The following is a 25,230-nucleotide window of genomic DNA, read 5'->3' as shown; positions in this document are numbered from 1 at the left end:
GTTACGTTTGATGCATGCTGATACTGCACACCTCCGACTGGCACCTTGGCCGGACGTTTCACGGGGTCGACATTCTCGACGTCCAGCGGCGGGCGATGTCCGAGATCGTGCAGTGGGTGAAAGAGCGGGGGGTGGCCGTGGTTCTGGTCTCAGGGGACGTCTACGACCGGGCTCAACCACGCACGGAGGTGGTCGAGCTGCTCAACGCCACCCTCGGAGGGATTCGTGCGGCGGGGGCGCAGGTGGTGCTCACGAGCGGCAACCACGATTCTCCGGCGCGGCTCGGATTCGGGGCAGAAATCATGGCTCACGGCGGTGTGCACCTCCTGACATCCGTGGCTGGAGCAGAGCGGCCCGTGGTGTTCCGCCAGAGGAACGGCTCGGTGACAGCGGAACGAGCGCCGTCCGTCGCCCTGAAAGACGCGGGAGATCACGGGGATACTCACGAGGACGCCGTGGCGGTGTACGGCATCCCGTACCTGGAACCCCGGGCCGTGGCGCCGTTGCTCGATTGCCCTCCAACGCACCAGGCAGTCCTCGGTGCGGTGGCCCAGGGCATTGCCGTGGACAAACGGACCAGGGCTGGCATCCCCAGCGTGGTGATGGCGCACGCCTTCGTCACGGGCGCCGAACCCACGGACTCGGAACGAGTGGTGGACTCCGGGGGGTTGGGCACCGTGTCCGCCGAGGTCTTCGCCGAACACGACTACACCGCACTGGGACACGTCCACCGGAGGCAGCGGGTCACGGACACCGTGCGCTACAGCGGTTCTCCGGTGGCCTACTCCTTCTCGGAGGCGTCCCACACCAAGGGTGCGTGGCTGGTGGACATCGGCGCCCCGGGGGTGAGGAAGGTCGAGGAACTCGAGCACGAAGCCGGACTTCGCCTCGCGCGACTGCGTGGACCTCTGGACACGCTGCTTTCCGCCCCGGAAAACGCCGCCGCGCAGGATGCGTGGTGCCAGGTGGTTCTCACGGATCCCGAACGGCCGGCGGTCGCGATGGAGCGCGTCCGCACGCGCTTCCCCCGCACGGTGGAACTGCGCTGGGAGCCCGAGGGAGGACGCAGCCTGTCGCCGCGCAGGTACAGCGCCCAGGTGGCGGAGGCGGCCAGCCCTGAGGAACTGTGCGCCAGGTTCTACGACCACGTCCGGCACCGCGGACTGTCACCAGAAGAGGCCCAGGATGTGCACGATGTCGTGGCATCGGTGGCGGGCGCAGGGGCGCAGAGATGAAGCTGCACCGGATGGAGATCACCGCCTTCGGGCCTTTTGCGGGTCATGAATCCGTGGACTTCGAGGCGCTCAACGCCGCCGGCGTGTTCCTTCTCAACGGGGAGACGGGCTCCGGAAAGACGAGTGTCCTGGATGCCATCTGCTTCGCGTTGTACGGCACCGGCCCCACTACCGCGGCCAAGGGTGGCCGCAAGGCCGGGCACAGCGACCACGCGGATCCGCACACTGCGCCTCGCGTGGAGCTGGAGTTCACGGCCAGCGGCCGTCGCTGGCACGTGAGCAGGACTCCCGCGTGGCGGGAGCCGTCCACCCGGGCGGCGTCGGGGTGGAGCGAACGGCACGCCACGGTGCTGCTGCGCGAGCTCGTGGACGGAGAATGGTCGGAACGGGGGTACCGCCCGGATGACGTGGGGCAGATGATCCACCACGCGATCGGACTGGACCGAGAGCAGTTCACCCAGGTGATGATGCTGCCCCAGGGCAAGTTCGCCCGTTTCCTGCAGGCGGGCTCCAAGGACCGGGAGGAGCTGCTGGAGACCCTGTTCGGAACGGATGTCTACGCGCGGATCCAGGACGAGCTCAAGGTGCGCGCTGACAGTGCACGGGCGGATCTGCGCGAGGCGGAAGCGGAGGCTGAGCGCACCCACGACCAGCTCGAGCGGTTCCGTGATCGGGTGGCGCTCGTGGTTGAGCACCTGCCCTCGGACGCCCAGGAAAACGTCCCCGGACATGCGGACGGGGCGTTGGCGGAGGGGCTCTTTGGTGGAAACAGGCGGGCAACCACCGGGATGGCCGACGCTCCGCGGGACGGCGGGCGAACTCCCGCACCCGGGACGTTCCCGGCCGACGGCGCTCCGACCGCCGAGGACGACACGGCCGAGGTGCGCTGGGGTCACCTCCAGGCATCCTGCCGTCTGGTGGAGGACACCCTGACCACTGCGCGGTCCCAAGCAGCCGAGGACCACGCGGCGGCCCAGCAGCAACTGGCCCAGCTGCAGCGCACCCAAGAGCAGGCGGGGCGGTATGCCCGGCTGGAACACCAGCGGATGGAACTTGCGCAGGACGCCGATCGGGCCGAGACCACAGTGGCCCGGCTGCGGGACCACCAGGCCGCGTCGGGTCTGCGGGAGATGATCACCGGCGCGCAAGAGGCTGTGGCCACGGTCAGCGCCGCGGCGGCGCGCGTCACGGGGCTTCGGGAGGGCCTTGCGGTCAGCAGCGCGTCGGGAACGACAGCCCGCCGGGTCCTGGGGGATGCGGCCACGCTGCTGGACGAGCAGCTCGACCGCGGGGAGTTCTCCTCCGAGCTGCGAGATGCCGTTGTGGCCGCCCGAGAGACCGCGCGCGCTCTGGTCGAGCGTGCAGAGGCCGTGCAGCGCGAGCACCAGGACATGCTGGCGCAGCAGGAACGGCTCACTGCCCTCGAAACCGAAGAGCACCGTGTGCGCGAGGGTCTGGGCGCGGCACGGACCGAGCTGGCGAAGTCCGAACAGGCTCACAGCGCGCTCCTGGCGGGGGTCAAGGACGAGGCACTTGTTCGAGACCGGGCCCGCGCCTGCCGGGACGCGGTGGCGGCGAGCCGTGAGTACGCGCAGGCACGCTCCGTGGAGGAGCGGTGCCGGAGCGCCTACGAACGGGACGAGAAGTCCCGGCGCGTCGCGGCGCTGCGCGTGGAGGAGCTGGAGGGGCAGCGCTATGCCCGGGCGGCGGCGTCGTTGGCCGAGGAGCTCAGCACCGGGCACCCCTGCCCCGTCTGCGGGTCCACCGAGCATCCGGAACCGGCGAGCGCCACCTCCGGGGAGGACGTCAGCGCCGAGGTCCTGGACAGAGCTCGAGCTGCCAGGGAAGGCGCTCAGGCGGCGGCGGACCGTTCACACGCCGCGTGGCAGGACGCGCGGGACACCGCATCGCAGGCGCTGGCGCGCGGGGCGGATCCGGATCTCGAGGCGGTCGTGCAGAGGGCAGGCGCTGCCGAGGCCGCAGAAGCTGAGCTGGACGCGCGGCTGTCGGAGCTGGAACGCACCGCCACCACTCTGGCCTCGACCCGAGACCGGGTCGCGCAGTGCGAGGCGGCGCTTGCCCGGAAGGTGGCGGACGTGACAGCTGCCAGGACTCGGGTGGAGGCCATGGCGGAGCACGACGAGCAGGAACGGGCTCACCTGGCTGCCAGCCTGCGGGGTTTTCCCTCGGCAGCCTCCTTCCTGGAGAGCGCGGAGTCTCTGTCGGACACCGTTGAGGTATGGGACACCGAGCACCGCGTGCTGGAACGCGCGCGTCACGAGGCCCAGTCCGCCGAACGCGCGGTGGAGAAGGCCCTGGAGGCCTCGCCGTTCGCGTCGGAGGACGCGGTGCTGCGAGCCATCCTGGAGGATCGCGATGCCGCTGAGCTCACAGCATGGCACGAGAAGTGGACGCGTGACGTTGCGCGGGTCGAGGCCGAACTCGCGACCCAGGACATGCAACGGGCCGCGCGGCTCTCCGAGGAGGACCGTGCGCAGCTCACGGACCACGCGATGGAACGGGCTGCGGCCCGGTGCCGAGACCTGGAGGAGCTGCGTGACCGGCTCACCCAGCAACTCGGGGGCTTGCACGCGCTGCGCCGCGATCTCGACGCCGCTGCGGCTGACGTGCCGGCGCAGGAGGCCGCGCACCGGATGGCACGGGAGAGAGCGGAACGTCTGGGCGGACTGGCGGACGTCGCCACCGCCACCTCCTCCGAGAACACGCTGCGCATGACACTGACCTCGTTCGTGCTCGCGGCGAAGCTCGAGCACGTGGCGGCGGTCGCGTCCGAACACCTCTCCCGCATGTCCTCCGGTCGATTCACCCTGGTTCACACGGACCAGACCCGCGGTGGTGGCAAGTCGGGGCTCGGACTGGAGATCGACGACTCCTGGACCGGGGCGCGCCGAGGAACCGAGACACTCTCCGGTGGTGAATCCTTCTTCACCTCTCTGGCGCTGGCTCTGGCCCTGGCCGATGTGGTGCGAGCAGAAGCCGGCGGTCAGGAGATCGACACGCTCTTCGTGGACGAGGGCTTCGGGTCCCTCGACGAGCAGACCCTCGAACAGGTCCTCGAGACTCTGGACGGGCTGCGCCGCGACGGCCGCGTGATCGGTGTGGTCTCCCACGTGAGCGAGATGAAGCAGCGCATCGACACCCAGCTGGTCGTGACCAAGACCCCCCAGGGTTCGCACCTGGCGGTCACAGCCGGCCCCCTGCCCGCCCAGTAGGCTGGCGGCGTGACCTCTCTGACCTCGCGCGCCGCCCTCCAGCGCCCCTCCGGTGCCCCGACTCCGCGGGAGCGCTGGGGGCGCAGCGACCGTCAGCTCAGCGCCATCACTCTGCTGCTGCGCCTGCCCCAGGTCATGGCCCCTCTGGGCGTCCTGACCTGGCTTGCCGTCACCTCGTCCTCCGCGTGGGCCGCTGCGCTAGGTTCCGCAGCACTCTGCGCGGGCATGGCGGTGTGCGCCATGGGCATGGCGGTCTTCGCCACGGTGCGCTGGCGGCTGTGGATCCTGGCGGCCGTCGCGGTGATCCAGTGCGCGGTCATGTGGCAGCTGTCCCGGGTGGACATCACCACGGTGACGCCCTCGAGGGACGGGGCGCTGGAGTTCCTGCCCTTCTTCATTGCAGGCCTCTCCCTGGCACCCATGGGTCTCGCGGCGCGGCTCCGCTGGGCCTCGGTGTGCGAGGGGGAGGACCGTCCGCAGGCGTTTGGAGCCGCCATGCGGCGCGAATCGGTGAACGAGGCGCTCGCCACCGTCCTCGGTGCCGCCCTCACCGGGCTGCTCGCCGTGGTGACGGGCCCCTCATCCGTGCTGCAGGTCTCGGCGGTGCTGTCCGTGGTGTTCATGGCACTGTTCGTCCTGCACCCCTCTGCCCGGCACCCCCAGGCCAACATGCCGGTGAACCTCTGGTTCCGGGGATCGTGGTCGTGGCACCGGGAACAGGCCGCCGTCTTTCGGCTCCGGCACAGTGTGCTGTTCGGCATCGCGGCGTTGAACGCGCTGCTGGGCGCAGCCCAGGGGTGCCTGGCGGTCTACTCCGTGTCCCTGGACACGGTGGAGTCCATGGGTGTGATGTACGCGCTGCTGGGTTTCGGGGCCGCCGTGGGCTCAAGCCTCGCGGTGCGGTTCCGCCACAGGATCACGGCGTCCAACACGTGGGTGCTCGTGGCCACGGGTGCCCTGTTGACCACCATGCTGCTGTCCGGGCCCTCCGGGACCGTCGGCTACGCCATGGTGCTCATGACCGTGGGGTTCTTCTCCGGCCCGTGCCTGCTGGCGATCCACAGCTGCGCGGGGCAGGTGGACATGGCCCACGGCTACATGGGGCTCGTTGCACTCATGAACGTGGCCACGGGAGCGGCCACCGCGATCGGACTGATCGTGTGCACCTACCTGGGGGTGTACTTCGACTACATGACCGCGGCCATGATCCCCGTGGCCGCGGCCATGCTGCTGCTGGGCAGCGCTCTCGTCTTCAGCCACGGGTTGCGCCGCGCGCCCGGGACGGACCCCACGATCTGAGAGGATCTTTGGCCCACCGGTCCGTGGGGGAGAGGGTGGGGACAGAGGCCCTTGCGGAAGCGGCCCCGGAGACAGCAACTCGAGGGCCATGGGCCAGGAGGCAGCGGCTCCCGCAAAGCCGGGCCGGCCGACCTCGGGTCCGTCCGGGCACGCGGAGGGCCGTCGCCCAGCAGGACGACGGCCCTCCGCATGGAGTGCGGCGGGTCAGTGACCGCGCGCGATCCACTCGGGGAGGTGTGGCTTCTCGTCCCCGATGGTCGTGGAGTCACCGTGACCGGGGAGCACGAGTGTGCCCTCGGGCAGACTCAGCAGGCGCTCGTCGATCGACTCGATGATCGTGGGGAAGTCCGAGTAGGAGCGCCCCGTGGCCCCTGGCCCTCCCTGGAACAGGGTGTCGCCGGTGAAGAGCACCCCGTGGTCCCCGAGGTCCGGAGCATGGAAGACGACAGAACCGGGAGAGTGCCCGGGCGTGGCCAGCACGGTGAGTGCCACCGATCCCGCGAGGAGCTGCTGACCATCGGTGAGCGGCTCCGGAGCCGGGCCGTCGGGGTGCACCGCATGCCACAGCATGAGGTCCTCGTGGCTCATGAGCACGGGGGTCTCCCCGCCCAGGCGGTCCACGAACTGCCGCACGGCCTTGATGTGGTCGTCGTGCCCGTGGGTCAGCAGCACGTGGGTCACGGTGCGGTTCCCCACCGCCTCGAGCACGGCACCGGGGTCGTGGGCGGGGTCGACCACGGCGCACTCCGCCGCAGTGCCCACGATCCACACATTGTTCTCCACCTCCCACGAGCCGCCGTCGAGGTTGAAGGTCCCCTCGGTGACGCACTTCTCCACGGTCACGCCACCGCGGGGGTCGGTGAGCACGGTCTCGGGCTGCCGCGTCATCGGTCGAGCTCCACGACGGAGCGCAGGACCTTGCCGGAGGACATGGTCTCGAAGGCCTGGTCGACGTCGTCGAGCGCAATGCGCTCCGACACGAAGGCGTCGAGGTCCAGGCGCCCCAGGACGTACTGGTCCACGAGCATCGGGAAGTCCCTGGAGGGCAGCGTGTCCCCGTACCACGCGGACTTGATGGAGCCGCCGTGGGAGAACACCTCGTCCAGGGGCAGATCGACCGTGGTGCCCGGGTTCGGAACGCCCACGAGCACCACGCGCCCCGCGAGGTCCCGTGCCTGGAACGCCTGCATGAACGTGTCCGCGACCCCCACGGCGTCGATCACGAGGTCCGCACCGAACCCACCCGTGAGCTCGCGGATGCCCTCGACCGCGTCGGTGGTGCGCGAGTTGATCGTGTGGGTGGCGCCGAGGCGCTGCGCGGTCCGCAGCTTGTCGTCGTCCACGTCCACCGCGATGATCGTGGTGGCTCCCGCGAGCGCCGCCCCGGCGATCGCGGCCGTGCCCACGCCGCCGCAGCCGATCACGGCCACGGACTCGCCCCGCTGCACGGCGCCCGTGTTGATGGCGGCGCCGATTCCGGCGGTCACGCCGCAGCCCAGCAGCCCCACGGCCGCGTACTGCTCGTCCTCGAGGGGCGTGCCGATCGGCGTGCACTGACCGGCGGCCACCAGCGTCTTCTCCGCGAAGGCCCCGATGCCCAGGGCCGGTTCGAGGGTGGTGCCGTCCTCCAGGGTCATCTTCTGCGTGGCGTTGTGGGTGTCGAAGCAGTACCAGGGTTCACCCCTGCGGCACGCGCGGCACTCTCCGCAGACCGCGCGCCAGTTGAGGATCACGTGGTCGCCCACGGAGACCTCGGTGACGCCCTCGCCCACCGCGCTGACCACGCCGGTGGCCTCGTGCCCCAGCAGGTAGGGGAAGTCGTCTCCCACCCCGCCCACCTTGTAGTGCAGGTCCGTCTGGCACACGCCGCACGTGAGCACGTCCACCAGGGCCTCTCCCGGCCCCGGATCCGGAACCAGGATGGTCTCCACCGTGGCGGGCTCGTTCGCCGCCCGCACCACTACTCCCTTGACCTTGTGCATGCAGTTGCCTCCGTCGTGCTGCTCGGTTGCCTGTCGCTCCCAGTATGCGCGGTCCGCTCCGCGCCGCGCAGCCGCTCCGCGGGGATTCGCCGCGCGGTGAACACCACGGTGCTGTGCCGCGCAGGAACAGCTGACCACGACGACGCCGCCTACCCCCCCCCGGCCACGGATCCCGAGTGCGCGACGGGGCCCGCACGATCGTGTCGTGCGGGCCCCGGGGTGCCGATCGCCTGGGCGGTCGGGAGGGTGCGGGTCAGTCCTTCTCGGAGTAGTCCACGTGCTCGGTGTGCAGCCGGATCTTGCGACCCTCGGCCTCGAGCTTCTGCTCCTTGGTGCGCAGCTTCTTCACCTGGGTGGTGTCCCGCGGGGGGAGCTGGATGGTGCGCTCGGCACGGATGCCGCCCTGCAGCTGACGACCGCGTTCGAGCTCGGCGTCCACCTCGGCGCCGAAGAGCAGCGCGTTGTTCATGATCCAGAGCCCCAGCAGCAGGATGATCACGGAGCCGATCACTCCGTAGGTGGCGTTGTAGGACGCGAAGTTGGAGACGTAGAACGCGAAGCCGAGGCCCGCGACGATCATGAAGACCAGGGCGATCGCCGCACCCGGGCTCATCCACTTGAACTTGGGCTGCTGCACGTTCGGGGTGGCGTAGAAGAGAATGGCGATCAGCAGGACCAGCAGGAACAGGGCCACGGGGATCTTGACCCAGGACCACACGGTCACGGCGGTGGAACCCAGCCCCACGGCGTCGCCGAGTGTCTGGGCGAGGTCACCCGAGAGCAGGACCATGACCATGATGGCGGCCACGATCAGCACCACGATGAGGGTGATCAGCAGCAAGACGGGCTTGAGCTTCCAGAACGGGCGCCCCTCGGAGACCTCGTAGATGCGGTTCATCGAGCGGGAGAAGGCCCCGGTGTACCCGGACGCGGTCCACAGGGCACCGGCCACACCGACGACGAGGGCGAGACCTGCGCCGGACTGGGTGGTCAGCTGGGAGATGGGCTCAGACAGCAGCTCCACGAGGGACGAGGGGGCGTACTGGTTCAGGAAGTCCAGGATCGCCTTGGTCGTGGCCTCACCCTGGCCGAAGACGCCGAGGAGAGAAACCAGCGCGAGCAGCGCCGGGAAGATGGACAGCACGGCGAAGTAGGTGAGGGTGGCCGCGAGATCGGTGCAGCCGTCCTTGGTGAACTCGGACAGGGCGCGCTTGAGGACATACCCCCAGGACTGGCCCTTGAGCTTGCCGGGGGAGTCGGGCTTGGAGTCGTGGTCCGGGTGGGGAGCGGAGTCCTCCCGGGCCGCGGTCGACTTCAGGTTCTGGTCGGTCATGGGGGTCCTCTCGAGGGGGAAAGAGACGGGGCTGCGAGGTGCAGGTGCTGCGAGTCAGTGTACTAACTGTGCGCGGCCTTCCTGCGTGTGTCACCGAATGGGAGCGCGACCGCGCCCGTGGACTGGCACGGTCGCGGTCGCGCGGGTTCTCCGCCGGGCGCCGGCCCGGTCCCTCCTAGCGGGACAGGGACAGCGCGTACTGGTGGATGCGTTCGCTGAGGCGTGTGAGCACGCGGATCTCCTGGGCGTCCAGCGCCGTGCTGACCACAGCCGCGACCTTCTGGTCGTTGTCCGCCGAAATCTGCTCGTAGAGCTGCGCCCCCGCCTCCGTGAGTCCCACTCGCACTCCTCGCAGATCCTGCGAGTCCTGTCGGCGGGTCACGAGCCCCTTGTTCTCGAGACGCTCGAGCATGCGGGACAGACTGGACTGGGTCAGCAGCACGTGGCTGTTGAGGTCCCGCAGCCTCAGTCCGCTGCGATCCGACCCGTACAGCGTGGCCAGCACCTCGAACTCGCGGCGTGACAGCCCGCGGAGGTCAACGTCCCGCTGCAGTTGTCTGGTCACTGACACATGGCAGCGACTCAAAGCATCCCACGCCTCGATACTCCCCCTTGACGTCATTCTTTCCCCCTTTGTAGCAACGTTCACCCCCTATGAACGTTATCTACATGTTACGAGGGCGGGCTTTCCCATATCTCCCGGGACGTGTCCACACTTCTGGCCGGGGGCCTCGTGCCTGTCCACGCAAAGGGGCACACGACGGCGCGGGGGCCGTTGCGCACGCAGCGCAACGGCCCCCGCGGGAGACTGTGGTGGTCTCAGTCGATGCCGAGAACGGACGCGGTGTGGCCCATGATCTCGTCAGCCAGCCGCGGGTTGTCGTTGAGCTTGACGCCGTAGGCGGGAATCAGCTCCTTGATCCGGGGCTCCCACTCGGACAGCTTGGCCGGGAAGCAGCGGGAGAGCAGGTTGAGCATGATCGGCACGGCCGTGGATGCTCCGGGGGAGGCGCCCAGCAGGGCCCCGATGGAACCGTCCGCGCTGGTGACCAGCTCGGTGCCGAACTGCAGCACGCCGCCCTTCTTGGGGTCGGACTTCATGACCTGGACGCGCTGCCCGGCCTCGATGAGCTCCCACTGGGACCCGTCCGCCGTGGGGTAGTACTCGTGCAGGGCGTCGATCCGCTGGGACCGGGTCTTGGTCAGCTCGCCCATGAGGTACTTTACGAGGTCGAGGTTGGCCATCCCGGCGCGGGTCATGGGGTAGAGGTTGTGCGCGCGCACGCTCTTGGGCAGGTCCAGCAGGGACCCCTTCTTGAGGAAGTTCGGCTTGAACCCTCCGTAGGGGCCGAACATGATGGCACGGCGTCCGTTGACGTACCGGGTGTCCAGGTGGGGGACGGACATCGGAGGCGCGCCCACGGAGGCCTGGCCGTAGACCTTGGCGTTGTGCTGCGCGGTGACGGTGGGGTCGGTGTTGCGCAGGAACAGGCCGGACACGGGGAAGCCGCCGAAGCCCTTGGCCTCCTTGATGCCCGACTTCTGCAGCAGCGGCAGCGCACCGCCGCCCGCGCCCAGGAACACGAACCCGGCGCGGATCACGCGGTTGTTGTCGCTGTTGAGACGGTCCTCCACGGACACCAGCCACGAACCGTCGCTCTGCCGCTTGAGGGTGGTCACCTGCTGGCCGTACTGCACGGAGACGTTGCGCCCCCGGAGGTGGTCGAGAAGCTGGTTGGTGAGCGCGCCGAAGTCCACGTCCGTGCCCTCGGGAGCGAAGGTGGCGGCCACCCGCCCCGCGCCGCGTCCGTGCATGGTCAGCGGAGCCCAGTCCGCGATCACGCTGCGGTCCTCGGTGAACTCCATGCGCTCGAACAGCTTGTTCGGCTTGAAGGCGTCGTAGCGCGCGCGCAGGTAGTTCGCATGCTCCTCACCGAAGACCATGGAGATGTGGGGCACCGAGTTGATGAAGGAGCCGGGGTCCTGCAGCGTGCCGTTCTCCACCAGCGAGCTCCAGAGCTGGCGGGTCACCTGGAACTGCTCGTTGATGTTCAGCGCCTTGTCCGCGCTGACGGTTCCGTCGGCAGCCTGCGGGGCGTAGTTGAGCTCGCACAGGGCGGAGTGCCCGGTGCCGGCGTTGTTCCAGGCGTTGGAGCTCTCCAGCCCAGCCGCGTCCAGACGCTCGAGGACCACCATCTTCCAGTCGGGCTGGAGGTCGTTGAGCAGGGTGGCGAGCGTGGCGCTCATGATGCCGGCGCCCACGAGGACGACATCGGCGGTTTCGGTGGGCTGAGGTGAAGTCACTGTTTCTCCCGTGCGTGCATGTGCGGCGCGGCACTGCGCCTGGACGTTCACGGTCCAGGGTATCCCCAGCCAGGGTCAACTCCCAACGCGCGAGCTGGCAGCGAAGCGGCTCAGGCGAGCTCCAGATCGTTGAAGCGCTCGAAGCCCGTGGAGGTCAGCGGGTAGTTCACCACCCGGGAGCTCACGGCCACCGCGGAGACGGGGTGGGACAGCGGCACGGCCGGCATCTCCTCGGACACGCGGTCGTTGAGGGTCTTGTACGCGCTGGTGCGGGAATCGCCCTGGGGCATGCCCGCGGCGCGGTTGACCGCGGTCATCAGCCCGGCGTCGTCGAACCCCAGGCGCGCCTGCGGTGCGCTGAGCAGCGGGGCCATGAAACTGTCCGGGTCCCGGAAGCTGCCGCTCCACCCGAGGAGGCTGAACGCGTGGTCCCCATCCGGGGTGGACACCGCATCGAGGTAGCCCTCGTCCCAGTCCATGGGCACCGGCTGCAGGCGGAAGCCCACGCGGGTGAGTTGCGCCGAGATCTGGGCGTACACCCGTTCCGGTTCCTGAAGGTACATCCTGGACGTGTGGCGGGGGTAGAGGAAACGCAGCCGTTCGCCACGGTAGGAACTCTTCTTGAGCAGGTCCTTGGCGTGCTGGGGGTCGTAGCCGGGGATCTGCAGGTTGTCCCCGTTGACGTTGAAACGTGCGGGCACGAACTGGTCCGCCACGTTGGTCCCGTTGGGGTACAGGGACTTGGCCAGTGACCCGCGGTCGATGGCGGCGGCGACGGCTCGGCGCACGTCCAGGTCCTGGAACGCACGGACCCGCTGGTTGAGTCCCAGGTAGGACACGGCGTAGGGGTCCCGGTAGAGCACCTGGATGCCCTCCCGCGCCAGCGGTGCGAAGTCGTCCAGCCCCACGAGGTCGTAGGCGTCCACCTCACCCGTGAGCAGGGCGGCGCAGCGGGCCTCGGGGTCGGGGACGACCCGCAGCTCGAGAGTTCCCACGCTTCCGAGCTCACCCCAGTAGTCCTCGTGGGCGAGCAGCTTCACGGACTCGGGTGTTGCGGAGTCCAGTCTGAAGGGGCCGGTGCCCACGAGGTGCTGGTCCTCGGTGCCCGCGCGGATGCTCTCGGGGGAGGACATGGCGAAGGCGGGCTGGGTGAGCGCGGAGAGCAGCGGCGTGTAGGGGCGGGTCAGTCGGAGCACCACGGTGCGCTCGTCCGCCACGTCCACTCCCGCGTAGCACGTGCTGACCCTCGGGTCCGGTGAACCGTGGCGGAACGTGGTGGCGAACGCGCACTGGCGTGCCCAGGCCTCTGGGGATTCCGCCTGGGCCTGCCACTTGTCGAAGTTGGCCTTGACCGCTGCCGCGTCGAACTCCGTGCCGTCGTGGAACGTCACGTCCTCGCGCAGGGTGAAGGTGACGGAGCGCCGGTCGTCCGCGACCACCCAGGACTCCGCGAGTGCCGGGGAGGGCTCACCCGTGGAGCGGTCCGCGGCCACGAGACCCTCCAGGACCTGGGTGGAGACCCGTGACGTCTCCTGGGACGTGCGCCGGGAGGGATCCAGCCCCGTGGGTGCCGCGGCGTGTGCCAGCACGAAGGACGCCTGCGGTGGGGGTGCGCTCGCCCCCGAACGGGTGCTCCTGTCCCCGCATCCCGAGATCGAGAGGCCGAGACCGAGGCCGGCGGCAGCGAAGAGCGTGCGTCGCCCGAAAGCCTTCTCAGCCGTCACCCGCGCACCTTCCTGCCGTTCTGGTCGTCTTCTGGGTGGCGGTCCCCAGCCGTGCTGTGCGCAAGACGGGAATCGAACCCGCACGCCGTGAGGCACAGGAACCTAAATCCTGCGTGTCTGCCAGTTCCACCACTCGCGCCGTCCTCGGGCGTGCCGGTGGTCACCCACACGACCTCCCGAGATCGTCCCCCATCCTAACCAGTCGTCGCCCGGGTTTCGCCGGGAGAGCGGGGGTGCGCGCCGCGCCGTGACCACGGGCCGACGCCGCTCGGCCGGGCGGTGCCACGTTCCCCGGACGGAGCAGCGCGGAGCTCTCACGCCGGGTGGCGCGCTCGGCGCGGGGCGCCCGTGCGGGCGGAGGTGGGCTGGCGGCGTCGTCCGCGCACCGTGGCGCCGCGGACCCGCGGCGCGCCCGTGTCCCAGGACGCGCCCTGGACGGCGCTGAGGTCAGGAGTCGATGCCCAGATCCCTGCGGAGCTTGGCCACGTGCCCCGTGGCGCGCACGTTGTACTGGGCCAGGGCCACCGTGCCCTGCTCGTCCAGGACCACCGTGGAGCGGATGAGCCCTTCGGAGACCTTGCCGTAGTTCTTCTTCTCGCCCCAGGCGCCGTAGGCCTCCGCCACGCTGTGGTCCTCGTCCGAGAGCAGGGGGAAGCCGAGGTCGTGGTCGGCGGTGAACTCCGCCAGGGCTGCGGGGGCGTCGGGGGAGATCCCGACCACGCGGTAGCCCGCGCCGGAGAGGGAGGCCAGGTTGTCCCGGAAGTCGCAGGCCTGGGTGGTGCATCCGGGGGTCGCCGCGCGCGGGTAGAAGTAGAGGATCACGTTCTCCCCGCGCAGCTCGCGCAGGGACACCGGCCGGCCCTGGGCGTCGGACAGGGTGAAGTCGGGGGCGGTGTCCCCTGGGTTCAGGCGCGCGCTCATGCTGCAGTCCTCCGTGTGTGGTGACAGATGTTCCCTAAATTGTGCAACCTCGCGTACAGTGCAGGGGTGCAGATCGAGCATGCCATGCTCGGGCGCGCTGCGGGGATCCCGGCGACCGGGGGGGGGTTGCCGTTGCGGGTCGATCGAATCGACGTCGTGCGCCTGCGGAAACGCCCCGTCGGGGGAGCGGCTTCCTGCGGCATCTTGACTGCCCTCGCGCTTTACTGTAAAGAGTCCGAAACGCACCGAGTGGATACAATCGTCTTATGTCGTACAGGAACCAGTGGCCCACGAACCGTCTGCTGTCCACCGCGGCACGGCTCGTGGAGCACGCCTGGAACGAGGAACTCGCGTCCCTCGGGGTCACCCACGCCGGCGTGATGGCTCTGGACGTCCTGCACTCGAAGGGCAGCATGACCCAGGCGCAGCTGGCGCAGGAAGTGCGCGTCCAGGCGCAGACCATGGGCAAGACCCTGCACCGGCTCGAGGCCCACGGGCACATTTCCCGCGCCAAGAACGAACGCGACCACCGCTCCCACGTGGTGAGCATCTCTCCGGTGGGGGAGGGTGTGCTGGAACGTGCCGCACACATCGAGCAGGGCCTGCTGGGTGGCGGCCAGGACTCCGACGAGGAGTTCCGGTGCCGGCTCGTGGAGATCATCTCATCCCTCGGCGGTGCGCGCTGGCGCCGGGAGGTTGAGGAGGACCGCGCCGCGTGCGACGCGAAGAACTGCGGGGGTCTGCAGACCCACTGACCGTGGCGCGCCGTCGCTGATCCGCCCTGCGCGGCCGTCGGCGACACGTCACCCGCAGGGCCTGGCGGCCTTCGACTGCGGGGGGCGAGGATCCCGCCCTGCTCGGAACCCGCACGGCGTACCCTGCGCACTGCGAACATGACGAAAGCCGTACCGCTGATGCGGTCCGGCTTTCGACGTGGTGCGCCCCCAGGGACTTGAACCCTGAACCCATTGATTAAGAGTCAATTGCTCTGCCAATTGAGCTAGAGGCGCGGGTGCTGCTGGTTCGGGTTTTGGCGTTTCGCCGTTGCCTTCTCCCTCGCAACGAGAGATAACTTTAGCAGTCCGACCGGGGGAGTCAAATCGGGGGTCGGGGCGGTTCCTCGCCGGTTGTCCCGCGGCTCCCGCACCCGTGCTCCCGCCGTAGAATCACGGACATGAGTGACCCCGCCGATCGTGTCCCGCTCGACTCCCTGACGGTCCTGTCCCTGCCGGACCCGTGGCTGCTCGAGGAGGTCGCCGCCGAGGCGCCGGACTTCCGGTGCGTGCTGTGGGACCTGGTGGGCGAGCCGCAGGGGTGTGCACGCCACGAGGTGGACATCGCGGTGGCTCCCTACGACAGCAACAGGTGGCGCAAGGACCCTTCGGTGCTGCGGGACGTCTCGCTCCTGCAGCTGCAGTCCACGGGGTACGACGGCGTTCCCGAGCTCCTGGGGGAAGGCACCGCTCTCGCGGCGGCCGGCTGGGTGCACGCCGCGGGGACCGCGGAGATCGCCCTGGGGCTGATCATTGCGGCGCAGCGGGAGCTGGACCGCGGTGTGCGGCAGCAGGCCGAGGGCGTGTACCGGACATACCACTCCCGTGCGGTCGCGGACTCACGGGTGACCGTGGTGGGGGTGGGGGAGATCGGCGGCGCGGTGGCCTCCAGGCTCCGGCCCTTCGAGGTGCAGCTCACGCGTGTGGCCTCCTCCGCGCGGGACGATGCCGCCGGCCACGTCCACGGCACCGACGAGCTGGGGGAGATCCTTCCCCGCACGGACATCCTGGTGCTCGCGCTGCCGCTCACGGCTTCCACGGTCGGTCTGGTGGATCGGGAGATGCTCTCCCGGCTGCCCGACGACGCCCTGGTGGTCAACGTGGGGCGGGGGCCGGTGGTCGACACCGCCGCCCTCACGTCCGAGGTGTGCGCGGGACGGCTGAGGTGTGCACTCGACGTGGTGGATCCCGAACCGCTGCCCGGCGAGCACCCCCTCATGGGCGCTGCGGGGTCGATCGTGCTGCCCCACGTGGGCGGCTCCAACGCGTCCTATCGGCCCCGGATGCGGCGCCTGGTCCTGGAGCAGCTGGAGCGTCTGCGTCAGGGGCGCTCGCCGCAGTTCCTGGTCCAGCCCGGTCGTCTCATGATGTGAGATGACTTGTCCGCCGATTGACACTCGGGTTCGCTGCGTCACACCATGGGGACATGAATTCGGCACAGCGCATCATCCAGGTCCTCGTCCTGGTCGTCCTCATTGGACGACCGGCCTGAGGAGCTGCGACGCGCACACCGCCAAGGCCCTCAGCCCACGGAACCCGTGGACAGGGCCTTTATTCATGTACGAGGACACCACCCCCGCCCTCTCCCGCCGAACACCACCCCGTCCGGCACCGTCACCACCACGCACGTAAGGACACAGCCCCATGAGCAAGGACCAGCCGATCTCACCGGCGGTGATGGCCCAGCGGAGCACCCCGTCCGGGCCCACTGCCCAGACCGCGGACTCGGACCGGGTCCACCTGACGGGCCACGCCGCGGACGTCGTCGCCCCTGAGCAGATGACGGGCTCCCAGGCGATCATCCGCTCGCTCGAGATGCTCGGCGTCACGGACGTGTTCGGGCTGCCCGGCGGCGCGATCCTTCCCACGTACGACCCGCTGCTGGACACCGAGAAGATCAACCACGTGCTGGTACGCCACGAGCAGGGTGCTGGCCACGCCGCCGAGGGCTATGCGCTCGCCTCGGGCCGGGTGGGCGTGTGCATCGCCACCTCGGGTCCCGGTGCCACCAACCTGGTCACGGCCCTGGCGGACGCCAACATGGACTCCATCCCCATGCTGGCCATCACGGGCCAGGTGGCGAGCTCCTCGATCGGCACCGACGCCTTCCAGGAGGCGGACATCGTGGGCATGACCATGCCGGTGACCAAGCACTCCTACCTGGTGACCGACCCCGAGGACATCCCGCGGGTGCTTGCGGAGGCCTACCACCTGGCGTCAACGGGCCGGCCGGGCCCGGTGCTCGTGGACGTGGCCAAGGACGCCCAGCAGGGGCAGCTGACCTTCAGCTGGCCCCCGCACGTGGAGCTGGCCGGCTACCGCCCGGTGACGCGGGGGCACTCCAAGCAGATCAGGGAGGCCGCGCGGCTGATCGCCGCCGCCGAGCGTCCCGTGCTCTACACGGGCGGCGGCGCCATGCGCGCCAACGCCCCGGCAGAGCTCGCGGAGCTGGCGGAGCTCACGGGTGCCCCCGTGGTCACCACGCTGACCGCCCGCGGGATCTTCCCGGACTCCCACCGGCAGAACCTGGGGATGCCCGGGATGCACGGCACGGTGCCCGCGGTGTACGCCATGCAGCAGGCGGACCTGCTCATCACGCTGGGTGCACGCTTCGACGACCGCGTGACCGGCCAGCTGGACACCTTCGCGCCGAACGCCAAGGTGATCCACGCGGACATCGACCCCGCGGAGATCTCCAAGAACCGGATCGCGGACGTGCCGATCGTCGGGGACCTGGCGTCCGTGATCCCCGACCTCACCCAGGCGGTGCGCCAGGAGTTCGAGGAGACCGGGGCGCCGGACCTCAGCACCTGGTGGCAGGCCCTGGACTCCCTCACGGAGACCTACCCCCTGGGCTACACCCGCACGGAGGACGGCCACGGCAGCCCGCAGCACGTGATCGAGCGGATCTCCGCTCTGACGGGCCCCGAGGCCGTATACGCCTCGGGCGTGGGCCAGCACCAGATGTGGTCCGCACAGTTCGTGGACTACGAGCGGCCCCGGCAGTGGCTGAACTCGGCCGGCCTGGGCACCATGGGCTTCGCGGTCCCCGCGGCCATGGGCGCCAAGGTGGGCCAGCCGGACCGCGTGGTGTGGGCCATCGACGGGGACGGCTGCTTCCAGATGACCAACCAGGAGCTGGCCACGTGCGTGATCAACGACATCCCCATCAAGGTGGCGGTGATCAACAACTCCTCGCTGGGCATGGTGCGCCAGTGGCAGACCCTGTTCTACGACGGGCGGTACTCCAACACGGAGCTGAACACGGGCCACGACTCGCGCCGCATCCCGGATTTCGTGAAACTCGCCGAGGCCTACGGCTGCGCGGCCCTGCGGTGCGAGCGGGACGAGGACGTGGACGCCACCATCCAGAAGGCGCTGGAGATCAACGACCGCCCGGTGGTCATCGACTTCGTGGTCTCCGCGGACGCCATGGTGTGGCCCATGGTCCCCGCCGGGGTCTCCAACGACCAGATCCAGATCGCCCGCAACATGACGCCCGAGTGGAACACGGAGGACTGACCCATGAGCCGACACACCCTCTCCGTCCTGGTGGAGGACAAGCCGGGCGTGCTGACCCGGGTGGCGGGACTCTTCGCCCGCCGCGCCTTCAACATCCACTCCCTGGCCGTGGGCCCCACGGAGCTGTCCGGGATCTCCCGGATCACCGTGGTGGTGGACGCGGACGGTGAGCTGCTCGAGCAGGTCACCAAGCAGCTGAACAAGCTGGTCAACGTGATCAAGATCGTGGAGCTCACCCCGGAGTCCTCCGTGCAGCGCGACCACATCATGGTCAAGGTCCGGGCGGACGCCGCCACCCGGCTGCAGGTCACCCAGGCCGCGGACCTTTTCCGTGCGACCATCGTGGACGTCTCCACGGAGTCCGTGGTGATCGAGTCCACGGGCTCCCGCGACAAGATCCACGCGCTGCTCGACGTCCTGGAGCCCTTCGGGATCCGGGAGATCGTCCGCGCCGGCACCGTGGCCCTGGGCCGCGGCCCCAAGTCCATGTCCGACCGCGCACTGCGCCACTGATCCACCGGGCCCTGCCCGCTCGCACCGTCGACCGGGCACCCCGGACCGGCCCGCCGCCCCGCGGCGTCGGCCCCACGAGAACCCCACCCGCTACCCAAGGAGACAGAGCAAGCTCATGGCAAAGATCTACTACAACGACGACGCCGACCTCTCGATCATCCAGAACCGCTCCGTGGCCATCATCGGCTACGGCTCGCAGGGCCACGCCCACGCGCTGAACCTGCGCGACTCCGGCGTGGACGTCCGCATCGGCCTCAACGAGGGCTCGACGTCCCGCGCCAAGGCCGAGGCCGAGGGGTTGCAGGTGATGAGCATCGCCGACGCCGCCAAAGAGGCGGACGTCATCATGATCCTGACCCCGGACCAGGTCCAGGCGCAGGTCTACGAGGAGTCCATCAAGGACAACCTCCAGGAGGGCGACGCGATCTTCTTCGCGCACGGCTTCAACATCCGCTTCGGCTACATCGAGGCGCCCCAGGGCGTGGACGTGGCCATGGTCGCCCCCAAGGGTCCCGGCCACACGGTGCGCCGTGAGTTCGAGGCCGGGCGCGGCGTGCCGGACCTGGTGGCCGTGGAGGTCGACGCCTCCGGCAACGCCCTGCAGCTCGCCCTGTCCTACGCCAAGGGGATCGGCGGCACCCGGGCCGGCGTCATCGAGACCACCTTCACCGAGGAGACCGAGTCGGACCTCTTCGGCGAGCAGGCCGTGCTGTGCGGCGGCGTCTCCCACCTCGTCCAGTACGGCTTCGAGACCCTCACCGAGGCCGGCTACCAGCCCGAGATCGCGTACTTCGAGGTGCTGCACGAGCTCAAGCTGATCGTGGACCTCATGGTCGAGGGCGGGATCGCCAAGCAGCGCTGGTCCTGCTCCGACACCGCCGAGTACGGCGACTACGTCTCCGGTCCCCGCGTGATCCAGCCCGAGGTCAAGGAGCGCATGCAGGAGGTCCTCGCGGACATCCAGAACGGCGCCTTCGCGGACCGCTTCATGAAGGACCAGGCCTCCGGCGCCAAGGAGTTCAAGGAGCTGCGCGCCAAGGAGGAGCAGCACCCGGTGGAGACCACGGGTCGCAAGCTGCGCTCGCTGTTCGCGTGGGAGCAGACGGACGCGGACTACACCGAGGGCACCGCCGCGCGCTGATCCGCGTTCGCGCGGTCCCGTCGCCCGCGACGGCGGGTACACGTCAAGCCCACGACGACGCCGCGGTGCGCCTCCCACGGGACGCGCACCGCGGCGTCGTCGTACCAGGTGGTGCCGTGCGCGGGAGCGGCGGGCCCGGTGGCGGGTCCGGGGCCGGTGCGCGGCGGAGCACCGGGCGGGGAACGTGGGCGCGGGTCGATAGAGTGGAGGGGTGACTCAGCAGAACCCCTTCTACGCGACCACGGCCATCTCCTACCCGAACGGAGCGCCGCACATCGGCCACGCCTACGAGGCGATCGCCGCGGACACGCTGGTGCGCTTCAAGCGCCTGGACGGGTTCGGCACCCGGTTCCAGACCGGCACGGACGAGCACGGGCAGAAGATGCAGCAGACCGCGGAGAAGCTCGGCACCACGCCGCGCGAGCTCGCGGACGCGAACTCGGCACGGTTCCGGGAGATGGACGACGAGCTGGGAATCTCCTACGACCGTTTCATCCGCACCACGGACGAGGACCACGCCGCGGCCTCGCAGGAGTTGTGGAAGCGCATGGAGGCCAACGGCGACATCTACCTGGACACCTACGCCGGGTGGTACTCCGTGCGGGACGAGGCCTACTACGCCGAGGACGAGACCGAGGTGCGCGCGGACGGGCAGCGCTACTCGATCGGCACCGGCACGGAGCTGACGTGGACCGAGGAGGAGAGCTACTTCTTCCGGCTCTCGCGCTACCAGGACCGCCTGCTGGAGCTGTACCGCACGGACTTCGTGCAGCCCGAGACCCGCTCGCACGAGATCGCGTCCTTCGTGGGCGGGGGACTGCAGGACCTCTCGATCTCCCGCACCACCTTCGACTGGGGCGTGCCCGTGCCGGGCAACCCGGACCACGTGATGTACGTGTGGGTGGACGCGCTGACCAACTACCTCACCGGGCTGGGTTTCCCGGACACGGACGCGCCGCTGTTCCGCGAGTTCTGGCCCGCGTCCGTGCACCTGATCGGCAAGGACATCGCGCGCTTCCACGCGGTGTACTGGCCGGCGTTCCTGATGTCCGCGGGGATCGAGCTGCCGTGGAAGGTCTTCGCCCACGGCTTCCTGTTCAACCAGGGCCAGAAGATGTCCAAGTCCGTGGGCAACGTGATCGACCCCCACGCGATGGTGGAGGAGTACGGGCTGGACCAGCTGCGGTTCTTCCTGCTGCGCGAGGTGCCTTTCGGCCAGGACGGGAACTACTCGCACGACGCCATTGCCGGGCGGATCAACTCGGACCTGGCCAACGACCTCGGCAACCTGGCCCAGCGCAGCCTCTCGATGGTCGCGAAGAACCTCGGTGGGGAGGTTCCCGAGCCCGGTGAGTTCACGGCCGAGGACCTCGCGATGCTCCAGCAGGCCGAGGACGTGGTGGCCGACTACCGGGCGGCCTTCGACGCGCTCGCCTTCCACCGCGGGCTGGAGTCCGTGTGGCGCGTGATCGCCTCCGCAAACCGCTACTTCACGGCGCAGGAGCCGTGGGTGCTGCGCAAGACCGACCCCGAGCGCATGGCCACCGTGCTGTACGTGACCGCCGAGGTGCTGCGCATCGTGGCCATCCTGGTGCAGCCGGTGATGCCCGGCTCCATGGCCCGCCTGCTGGAGCAGCTCGGCCAGCCCGAGGGTGAGGCACGGATGTTCTCCGCCCTGGGCACGCGCCTGGCCCCCGGCACGGCGCTGCCCAAGCCGAGCGGTGTGTTCCCGCGCTACGAGGAGCCCGCCGCGCTCGCGGACTGACCCCTCCGAGCGGGCGCGCCGCGTCCGTGGACTGCATCCTGCTCACGGACCACGCCGCGTCCACGGGTGATGCGTTTCCCGCAGCTCGACGCCGCCCGTCGGTGCCGCACCCCGCGGCGTCGGCGGGCGGCGTCGTTCCCGCGGGTGGCCGCGCCCGCCACGACAACGCGGAAGGGCGGGCCTCAGTCTCACGATGTGGAACGGGCATTCATGATGTGGATACGGCCGCCCGCACGCCCCTACTGTGGGCCCATGAGCGAAACCACTGCCGCCGAGACCGCCCGCCGCCACTCGATCGCCGTCCTCCCCGGCGACGGGATCGGTCCGGAGGTGGTGGCCGAGGCCGTCAAGGTCCTCGACGCCGTGACGGAGCCCGCCGGGATCACCCTGGAGAGGACGGAGTACCCGCTCGGGGCCGAGCACTGGCTGGCCACGGGCGAGGTGCTCCACGACGACACCATGGAGCGGCTGCGCGCTCATGACGCGATCCTCTTCGGTGCCGTGGGTGCCGCTCCCAACGACAAGCGGGTGCCCTCCGGGATCCTGGAACGCGACCTGCTGCTCAAGCTGCGCTTCGGCTTCGACCACTACATCAACCTGCGCCCGGCCACCCTGTACCCGGGCACCACGAGTCCGCTCGCCGAGCCCGGCGACATCGACTTCGTGGTGGTGCGCGAGGGCACCGAGGGGCTCTACGCGGGCAACGGCGGAACCCTGCGCACGGGCACGGAGCACGAGATCGCCACCGAGGTCTCCGTCAACACGGCCCACGGGGTCCGCCGCCTGGTGCGCTACGCGTTCGAGCTGGCGCGCAGCCGGGAACGCAAGAAGCTCACGCTGGTCCACAAGCACAACGTGCTGGTCAACGCGGGCCGGCTCTACCAGCGCACCGTGGACCAGGTCGCAGAGCAGTACCCGGACGTCACGGTGGACTACATGCACGTGGACGCGGCCACGATCTTCATGACCACGGATCCGGCGCGTTTCGACGTGATCGTCACCGACAACCTCTTCGGGGACATCCTCACGGACCAGGCCGGGGCCGTCACCGGCGGGATCGGCCTGGCGCCGAGCGGCAACATCAACGCGGACCGCACCGCCCCCTCCATGTTCGAACCCGTGCACGGCTCCGCCCCGGACATCGCCGGGACCGGCACCGCCCAGCCCACCGCCGCGATCCTTGCGGGGGCCATGATGCTCGAGCACCTCGGTCACCCGGAGCTCGCCGCGCGCATCGACCGCGCCGTCCGCGAGGACCTGCGCCTGCGCGGCACCACCCGGCGGAGCACGGCGCAGGCGGGGGACGACGTCGTGGCGCAGCTGGGCGCGGACGGCGCGTAGCTGCCACGGCGGGTGCGCACGACCCTGCATACTGTGAGAGACACACATCACGTCCGGTCCGCACCACCACGGAGCGTGACCCGAACGGTCGAAGGAGAACATTCGTGACCACAGAATTCGCCAGGCAGCTCAACCCGCACCCCGCCACGGACGAGGTGCGCGAGGCGGTCCTGCAAAACCCGGGGTTCGGGAAGTTCTTCACGGACCACATGGTCTGCATCGACTGGCAGGGGGACGTCCAGCAGGGCACCGGCCGGTGGGACAACGCGCGGCTGCAACCCTACGGCCCGATCAGCCTGGACCCCTCCACGTCCGTGCTGCACTACGGGCAGGAAATCTTCGAGGGTCTCAAGGCCTACCGGCACGGGGACGGGTCCGTGTGGAGCTTCCGTCCGGAGGCGAACGCCGCCCGCCTGAACCGTTCCGCCCAGCGCCTGGCGCTGCCCACGCTGCCCGAGGAGACCTTCGTGGACGCTGTGCGGGAGCTCGTTACCCAGGACCAGGCGTGGGTTCCCTCCGGTGACGGCGAGTCCCTGTACCTGCGGCCGTTCATGATCGCCACCGAGCCCTTCCTGGGGGTGCGCCCCTCCAAGGAGGCGCTGTTCTCCGTGATCGCCTCCCCGGCGGGCAACTACTTCGGCACCGTGGAGCCCGTGGACATCTGGCTCTCCGGGACGTACGCCCGGGCCGGCAAGGGTGGAACGGGCGCCGCCAAGTGCGGTGGCAACTACGCGGCGTCACTGATCGCCCAGATGGAGGGTGACGCTCACGGCTGCAGCCAGGTGCTGTTCCTGGACGAGGAGCGCGGGGGTGCCGTGGAGGAGCTCGGCGGCATGAACGTGTTCTTCGTCTTCGACGACGGCCGCGTGGTCACCCCGGAGCTCACGGGGACCATCCTGGAGGGCATCACCCGGGACTCCGTCATCCAGATCGCGAAGGACCGCGGTCTGCAGGTGGAGGAGCGCGCCTTCACGCTGGACGAGTGGCGCGAGGGCAAGCGCTCCGGGCACCTCACCGAGGTGTTCGCGTGCGGCACCGCGGCCGTGATCGCGCCGGTGCGCCGGCTCGTGAGCCACGACGAGGTCATTGGCTCGGAGGACGAGAAGCCCGGTGAGGTGACCATGGCCATCCGCCAGCAGCTGCTGGATGTGCAGACCGGCAAGGCGGAGGACACCCACGGCTGGCTGACCCGCCTGGTCTGAGCCGGACGGTCTTCCCAGACCCGCGGGCCCCACCAGGCCCGCGGGTCGGCAGCCGCCCCCTGTCCGTGGTGAACGGACCGGGGGCGGCTGTGTAGCCTGTGGGCATGCGCATCGCACGGTTCACACACGACAACGAGATCCACTACGGCACCGTCCACGGGGAGCCGGGCCAGGAAACCCTGCGCTACCTCACCGGGGACCCGCTCTACGTGGGGGTCCAGGAGCTGGACCGCACCGTGGCGGTCTCCGAGGCGCGGCTGCTCTCGCCCGTGATCCCGCGCTCCAAGATCGTGTGCGTGGGTCGCAACTACGCGGACCACGCCGCCGAGATGGGCAACGACGTCCCCAGTCGGCCCCTGCTGTTCTTCAAGCCCAACACGGCGATCTCTGGCCCGGGTGACCCGGTCACCCTGCCGGCCTGGACGGAGGAGGTCTCCTACGAGGCCGAGCTCGCCGTGGTCATTGGGCGCATGTGCAAGGACGTCCCGGTGGAGCGCGTGCCGGAGGTCGTGTTCGGCTACACCGCCGCGAACGACCTCACCGCCCGCGACGCCCAGCGCACGGACGGGCAGTGGGCCCGGGCCAAGGGCTTCGACGGTGCGTGCCCCCTGGGCCCGTGGATCGAGACCGAGCTCGACACCGCCGCACTGTCCGTGCGCTCGTCCGTGAACGGCGAGCTCAAGCAGGACGGCAGCACCGAGGACATGGTCTTCGACGTCCCCACCCTGGTCTCCTACGTCTCCGAGGCGTTCACGCTGCTGCCCGGTGACGTGATCCTCACTGGAACGCCCGCGGGCGTGGGCACGGTGGACGAGGGCGATCAGCTCTCGGTGCAGATCGAGGGAATCGGGGAGCTCACCACGGTGCTGCGCCGCTAGCACCCGGGATCGACATTCAGCTGTGGACGACGCCGCCGCGGCACCGCGGCGTCTTCGGTGGCGT

The 25,230-nt window shown here is 69.8% G+C and carries 19 protein-coding genes and 2 tRNA genes; 12 read left to right on the top strand and 9 right to left on the bottom strand.

Annotated features, from left to right (window positions below; genetic code table 11):
* Positions 1-14 precede the first annotated feature (14 nt).
* The 3 genes from HMPREF2833_RS11675 to HMPREF2833_RS11665 are packed head-to-tail and all read left to right on the top strand — an operon-like array spanning position 15 to position 5,767.
* On the top strand, positions 15-1,235 hold the full coding sequence (locus HMPREF2833_RS11675) for an exonuclease SbcCD subunit D (RefSeq protein WP_070638392.1): 1,221 nt from the start codon (positions 15-17) through the stop codon (positions 1,233-1,235).
* Complete coding sequence (locus tag HMPREF2833_RS11670) at positions 1,232-4,468, top strand: AAA family ATPase (RefSeq protein ID WP_246829141.1); 3,237 nt, start codon at positions 1,232-1,234, stop codon at positions 4,466-4,468. Before HMPREF2833_RS11675 ends, HMPREF2833_RS11670 begins: the two co-directional genes overlap by 4 nt.
* 9 nt (positions 4,469-4,477) lie before the next feature.
* Positions 4,478-5,767, top strand: coding sequence for an MFS transporter (locus tag HMPREF2833_RS11665; RefSeq protein WP_246829140.1), 1,290 nt, complete (start codon positions 4,478-4,480; stop codon positions 5,765-5,767).
* Positions 5,768-5,971: 204 nt separating this feature from the next.
* Here the strand turns inward: HMPREF2833_RS11665 and HMPREF2833_RS11660 are convergent, their stop codons facing one another.
* From HMPREF2833_RS11660 to bcp, 8 genes are all read right to left on the bottom strand, one after another.
* A complete protein-coding gene (locus tag HMPREF2833_RS11660; protein WP_019309322.1) occupies positions 5,972-6,655 on the bottom strand; it encodes an MBL fold metallo-hydrolase in 684 nt (227 codons plus the stop codon).
* On the bottom strand, positions 6,652-7,749 hold the full coding sequence (locus tag HMPREF2833_RS11655) for an S-(hydroxymethyl)mycothiol dehydrogenase (RefSeq protein ID WP_019309321.1): 1,098 nt from the start codon (positions 7,747-7,749) through the stop codon (positions 6,652-6,654). Before HMPREF2833_RS11655 ends, HMPREF2833_RS11660 begins: the two co-directional genes overlap by 4 nt.
* A gap of 253 nt (positions 7,750-8,002) precedes the next feature.
* The gene (locus tag HMPREF2833_RS11650) at positions 8,003-9,082 is read right to left on the bottom strand and encodes a YihY/virulence factor BrkB family protein (protein WP_070638386.1); all 1,080 of its coding nucleotides are present in this window, start codon (positions 9,080-9,082) and stop codon (positions 8,003-8,005) included.
* A gap of 175 nt (positions 9,083-9,257) precedes the next feature.
* A complete protein-coding gene (locus HMPREF2833_RS11645; RefSeq protein ID WP_019309319.1) occupies positions 9,258-9,647 on the bottom strand; it encodes a MarR family winged helix-turn-helix transcriptional regulator in 390 nt (129 codons plus the stop codon).
* A 254-nt stretch (positions 9,648-9,901) separates the two neighbouring features.
* On the bottom strand, positions 9,902-11,386 hold the full coding sequence (locus tag HMPREF2833_RS11640; RefSeq protein ID WP_019309318.1) for a malate:quinone oxidoreductase: 1,485 nt from the start codon (positions 11,384-11,386) through the stop codon (positions 9,902-9,904).
* A gap of 110 nt (positions 11,387-11,496) precedes the next feature.
* On the bottom strand, positions 11,497-13,110 hold the full coding sequence (locus tag HMPREF2833_RS11635) for an ABC transporter substrate-binding protein (protein ID WP_019309317.1): 1,614 nt from the start codon (positions 13,108-13,110) through the stop codon (positions 11,497-11,499).
* A 57-nt stretch (positions 13,111-13,167) separates the two neighbouring features.
* Positions 13,168-13,249: transfer RNA gene (locus tag HMPREF2833_RS11630), tRNA-Leu, on the bottom strand.
* 308 nt (positions 13,250-13,557) lie between these two features.
* Positions 13,558-14,031, bottom strand: a complete 474-nt coding sequence (gene bcp / locus HMPREF2833_RS11625; RefSeq protein ID WP_019309316.1) for a thioredoxin-dependent thiol peroxidase — start codon at positions 14,029-14,031, stop codon at positions 13,558-13,560.
* 266 nt (positions 14,032-14,297) lie between these two features.
* Here bcp and HMPREF2833_RS11620 point away from each other — a divergent pair, with 266 nt between their 5' ends.
* Positions 14,298-14,786, top strand: a complete 489-nt coding sequence (locus HMPREF2833_RS11620; RefSeq protein ID WP_019308928.1) for a MarR family winged helix-turn-helix transcriptional regulator — start codon at positions 14,298-14,300, stop codon at positions 14,784-14,786.
* A 179-nt stretch (positions 14,787-14,965) separates the two neighbouring features.
* Here the strand turns inward: HMPREF2833_RS11620 and HMPREF2833_RS11615 are convergent.
* A tRNA-Lys gene (locus HMPREF2833_RS11615) sits at positions 14,966-15,041 on the bottom strand.
* Between the two features lie 164 nt (positions 15,042-15,205).
* Here HMPREF2833_RS11615 and HMPREF2833_RS11610 point away from each other — a divergent pair.
* From HMPREF2833_RS11610 to HMPREF2833_RS11575, 8 genes are all read left to right on the top strand, one after another.
* Complete coding sequence (locus tag HMPREF2833_RS11610) at positions 15,206-16,177, top strand: NAD(P)-dependent oxidoreductase (protein WP_019308929.1); 972 nt, start codon at positions 15,206-15,208, stop codon at positions 16,175-16,177.
* A gap of 271 nt (positions 16,178-16,448) precedes the next feature.
* Positions 16,449-18,326, top strand: a complete 1,878-nt coding sequence (locus HMPREF2833_RS11605; RefSeq protein ID WP_047978538.1) for an acetolactate synthase large subunit — start codon at positions 16,449-16,451, stop codon at positions 18,324-18,326.
* 3 nt (positions 18,327-18,329) lie between these two features.
* The gene (gene ilvN / locus HMPREF2833_RS11600) at positions 18,330-18,839 is read left to right on the top strand and encodes an acetolactate synthase small subunit (RefSeq protein ID WP_019308931.1); all 510 of its coding nucleotides are present in this window, start codon (positions 18,330-18,332) and stop codon (positions 18,837-18,839) included.
* Positions 18,840-18,954: 115 nt separating this feature from the next.
* Positions 18,955-19,980: a ketol-acid reductoisomerase gene (ilvC, locus tag HMPREF2833_RS11595; RefSeq protein ID WP_070638384.1), complete on the top strand. Its 1,026-nt coding sequence runs from the start codon at positions 18,955-18,957 to the stop codon at positions 19,978-19,980.
* 211 nt (positions 19,981-20,191) lie between these two features.
* Positions 20,192-21,745 (top strand): methionine--tRNA ligase, encoded by a 1,554-nt coding sequence (gene metG, locus HMPREF2833_RS11590; protein ID WP_070638381.1) that lies wholly within the window; start codon positions 20,192-20,194, stop codon positions 21,743-21,745.
* Positions 21,746-21,997: 252 nt separating this feature from the next.
* The gene (locus HMPREF2833_RS11585; RefSeq protein WP_039101917.1) at positions 21,998-23,086 is read left to right on the top strand and encodes a 3-isopropylmalate dehydrogenase; all 1,089 of its coding nucleotides are present in this window, start codon (positions 21,998-22,000) and stop codon (positions 23,084-23,086) included.
* Between the two features lie 104 nt (positions 23,087-23,190).
* A complete protein-coding gene (locus tag HMPREF2833_RS11580) occupies positions 23,191-24,288 on the top strand; it encodes a branched-chain amino acid aminotransferase (protein WP_039101916.1) in 1,098 nt (365 codons plus the stop codon).
* Between the two features lie 104 nt (positions 24,289-24,392).
* A complete protein-coding gene (locus tag HMPREF2833_RS11575) occupies positions 24,393-25,166 on the top strand; it encodes a fumarylacetoacetate hydrolase family protein (protein WP_070638621.1) in 774 nt (257 codons plus the stop codon).
* Positions 25,167-25,230 lie beyond the last annotated feature (64 nt).

This window comes from Kocuria sp. HMSC066H03 (genome assembly GCF_001812045.1).
Taxonomy (GTDB): Bacteria; Actinomycetota; Actinomycetes; order Actinomycetales; family Micrococcaceae; genus Kocuria; species Kocuria rhizophila.
Note: the sequence above shows the minus strand (reverse complement) of the source record. Positions and strands in the feature narration are given on the sequence as shown.

Excerpts from the sequence above, each read along its gene's own strand:
- bcp (WP_019309316.1), bottom strand. The coding sequence starts at position 14,031 with ATGAGCGCGCGCCTGAACCCAGGGGACACCGCCCCCGACTTCACCCTG.
- ilvN (WP_019308931.1), top strand. The coding sequence starts at position 18,330 with ATGAGCCGACACACCCTCTCCGTCCTGGTGGAGGACAAGCCGGGCGTG.
- HMPREF2833_RS11575 (WP_070638621.1), top strand. The coding sequence starts at position 24,393 with ATGCGCATCGCACGGTTCACACACGACAACGAGATCCACTACGGCACC.
- HMPREF2833_RS11620 (WP_019308928.1), top strand. The coding sequence starts at position 14,298 with ATGTCGTACAGGAACCAGTGGCCCACGAACCGTCTGCTGTCCACCGCG.
- HMPREF2833_RS11585 (WP_039101917.1), top strand. The coding sequence starts at position 21,998 with ATGAGCGAAACCACTGCCGCCGAGACCGCCCGCCGCCACTCGATCGCC.
- HMPREF2833_RS11655 (WP_019309321.1), bottom strand. The coding sequence starts at position 7,749 with ATGCACAAGGTCAAGGGAGTAGTGGTGCGGGCGGCGAACGAGCCCGCC.
- HMPREF2833_RS11660 (WP_019309322.1), bottom strand. The coding sequence starts at position 6,655 with ATGACGCGGCAGCCCGAGACCGTGCTCACCGACCCCCGCGGTGGCGTG.
- HMPREF2833_RS11610 (WP_019308929.1), top strand. The coding sequence starts at position 15,206 with ATGAGTGACCCCGCCGATCGTGTCCCGCTCGACTCCCTGACGGTCCTG.
- HMPREF2833_RS11650 (WP_070638386.1), bottom strand. The coding sequence starts at position 9,082 with ATGACCGACCAGAACCTGAAGTCGACCGCGGCCCGGGAGGACTCCGCT.
- HMPREF2833_RS11605 (WP_047978538.1), top strand. The coding sequence starts at position 16,449 with ATGAGCAAGGACCAGCCGATCTCACCGGCGGTGATGGCCCAGCGGAGC.
- ilvC (WP_070638384.1), top strand. The coding sequence starts at position 18,955 with ATGGCAAAGATCTACTACAACGACGACGCCGACCTCTCGATCATCCAG.
- HMPREF2833_RS11675 (WP_070638392.1), top strand. The coding sequence starts at position 15 with ATGCTGATACTGCACACCTCCGACTGGCACCTTGGCCGGACGTTTCAC.
- HMPREF2833_RS11670 (WP_246829141.1), top strand. The coding sequence starts at position 1,232 with ATGAAGCTGCACCGGATGGAGATCACCGCCTTCGGGCCTTTTGCGGGT.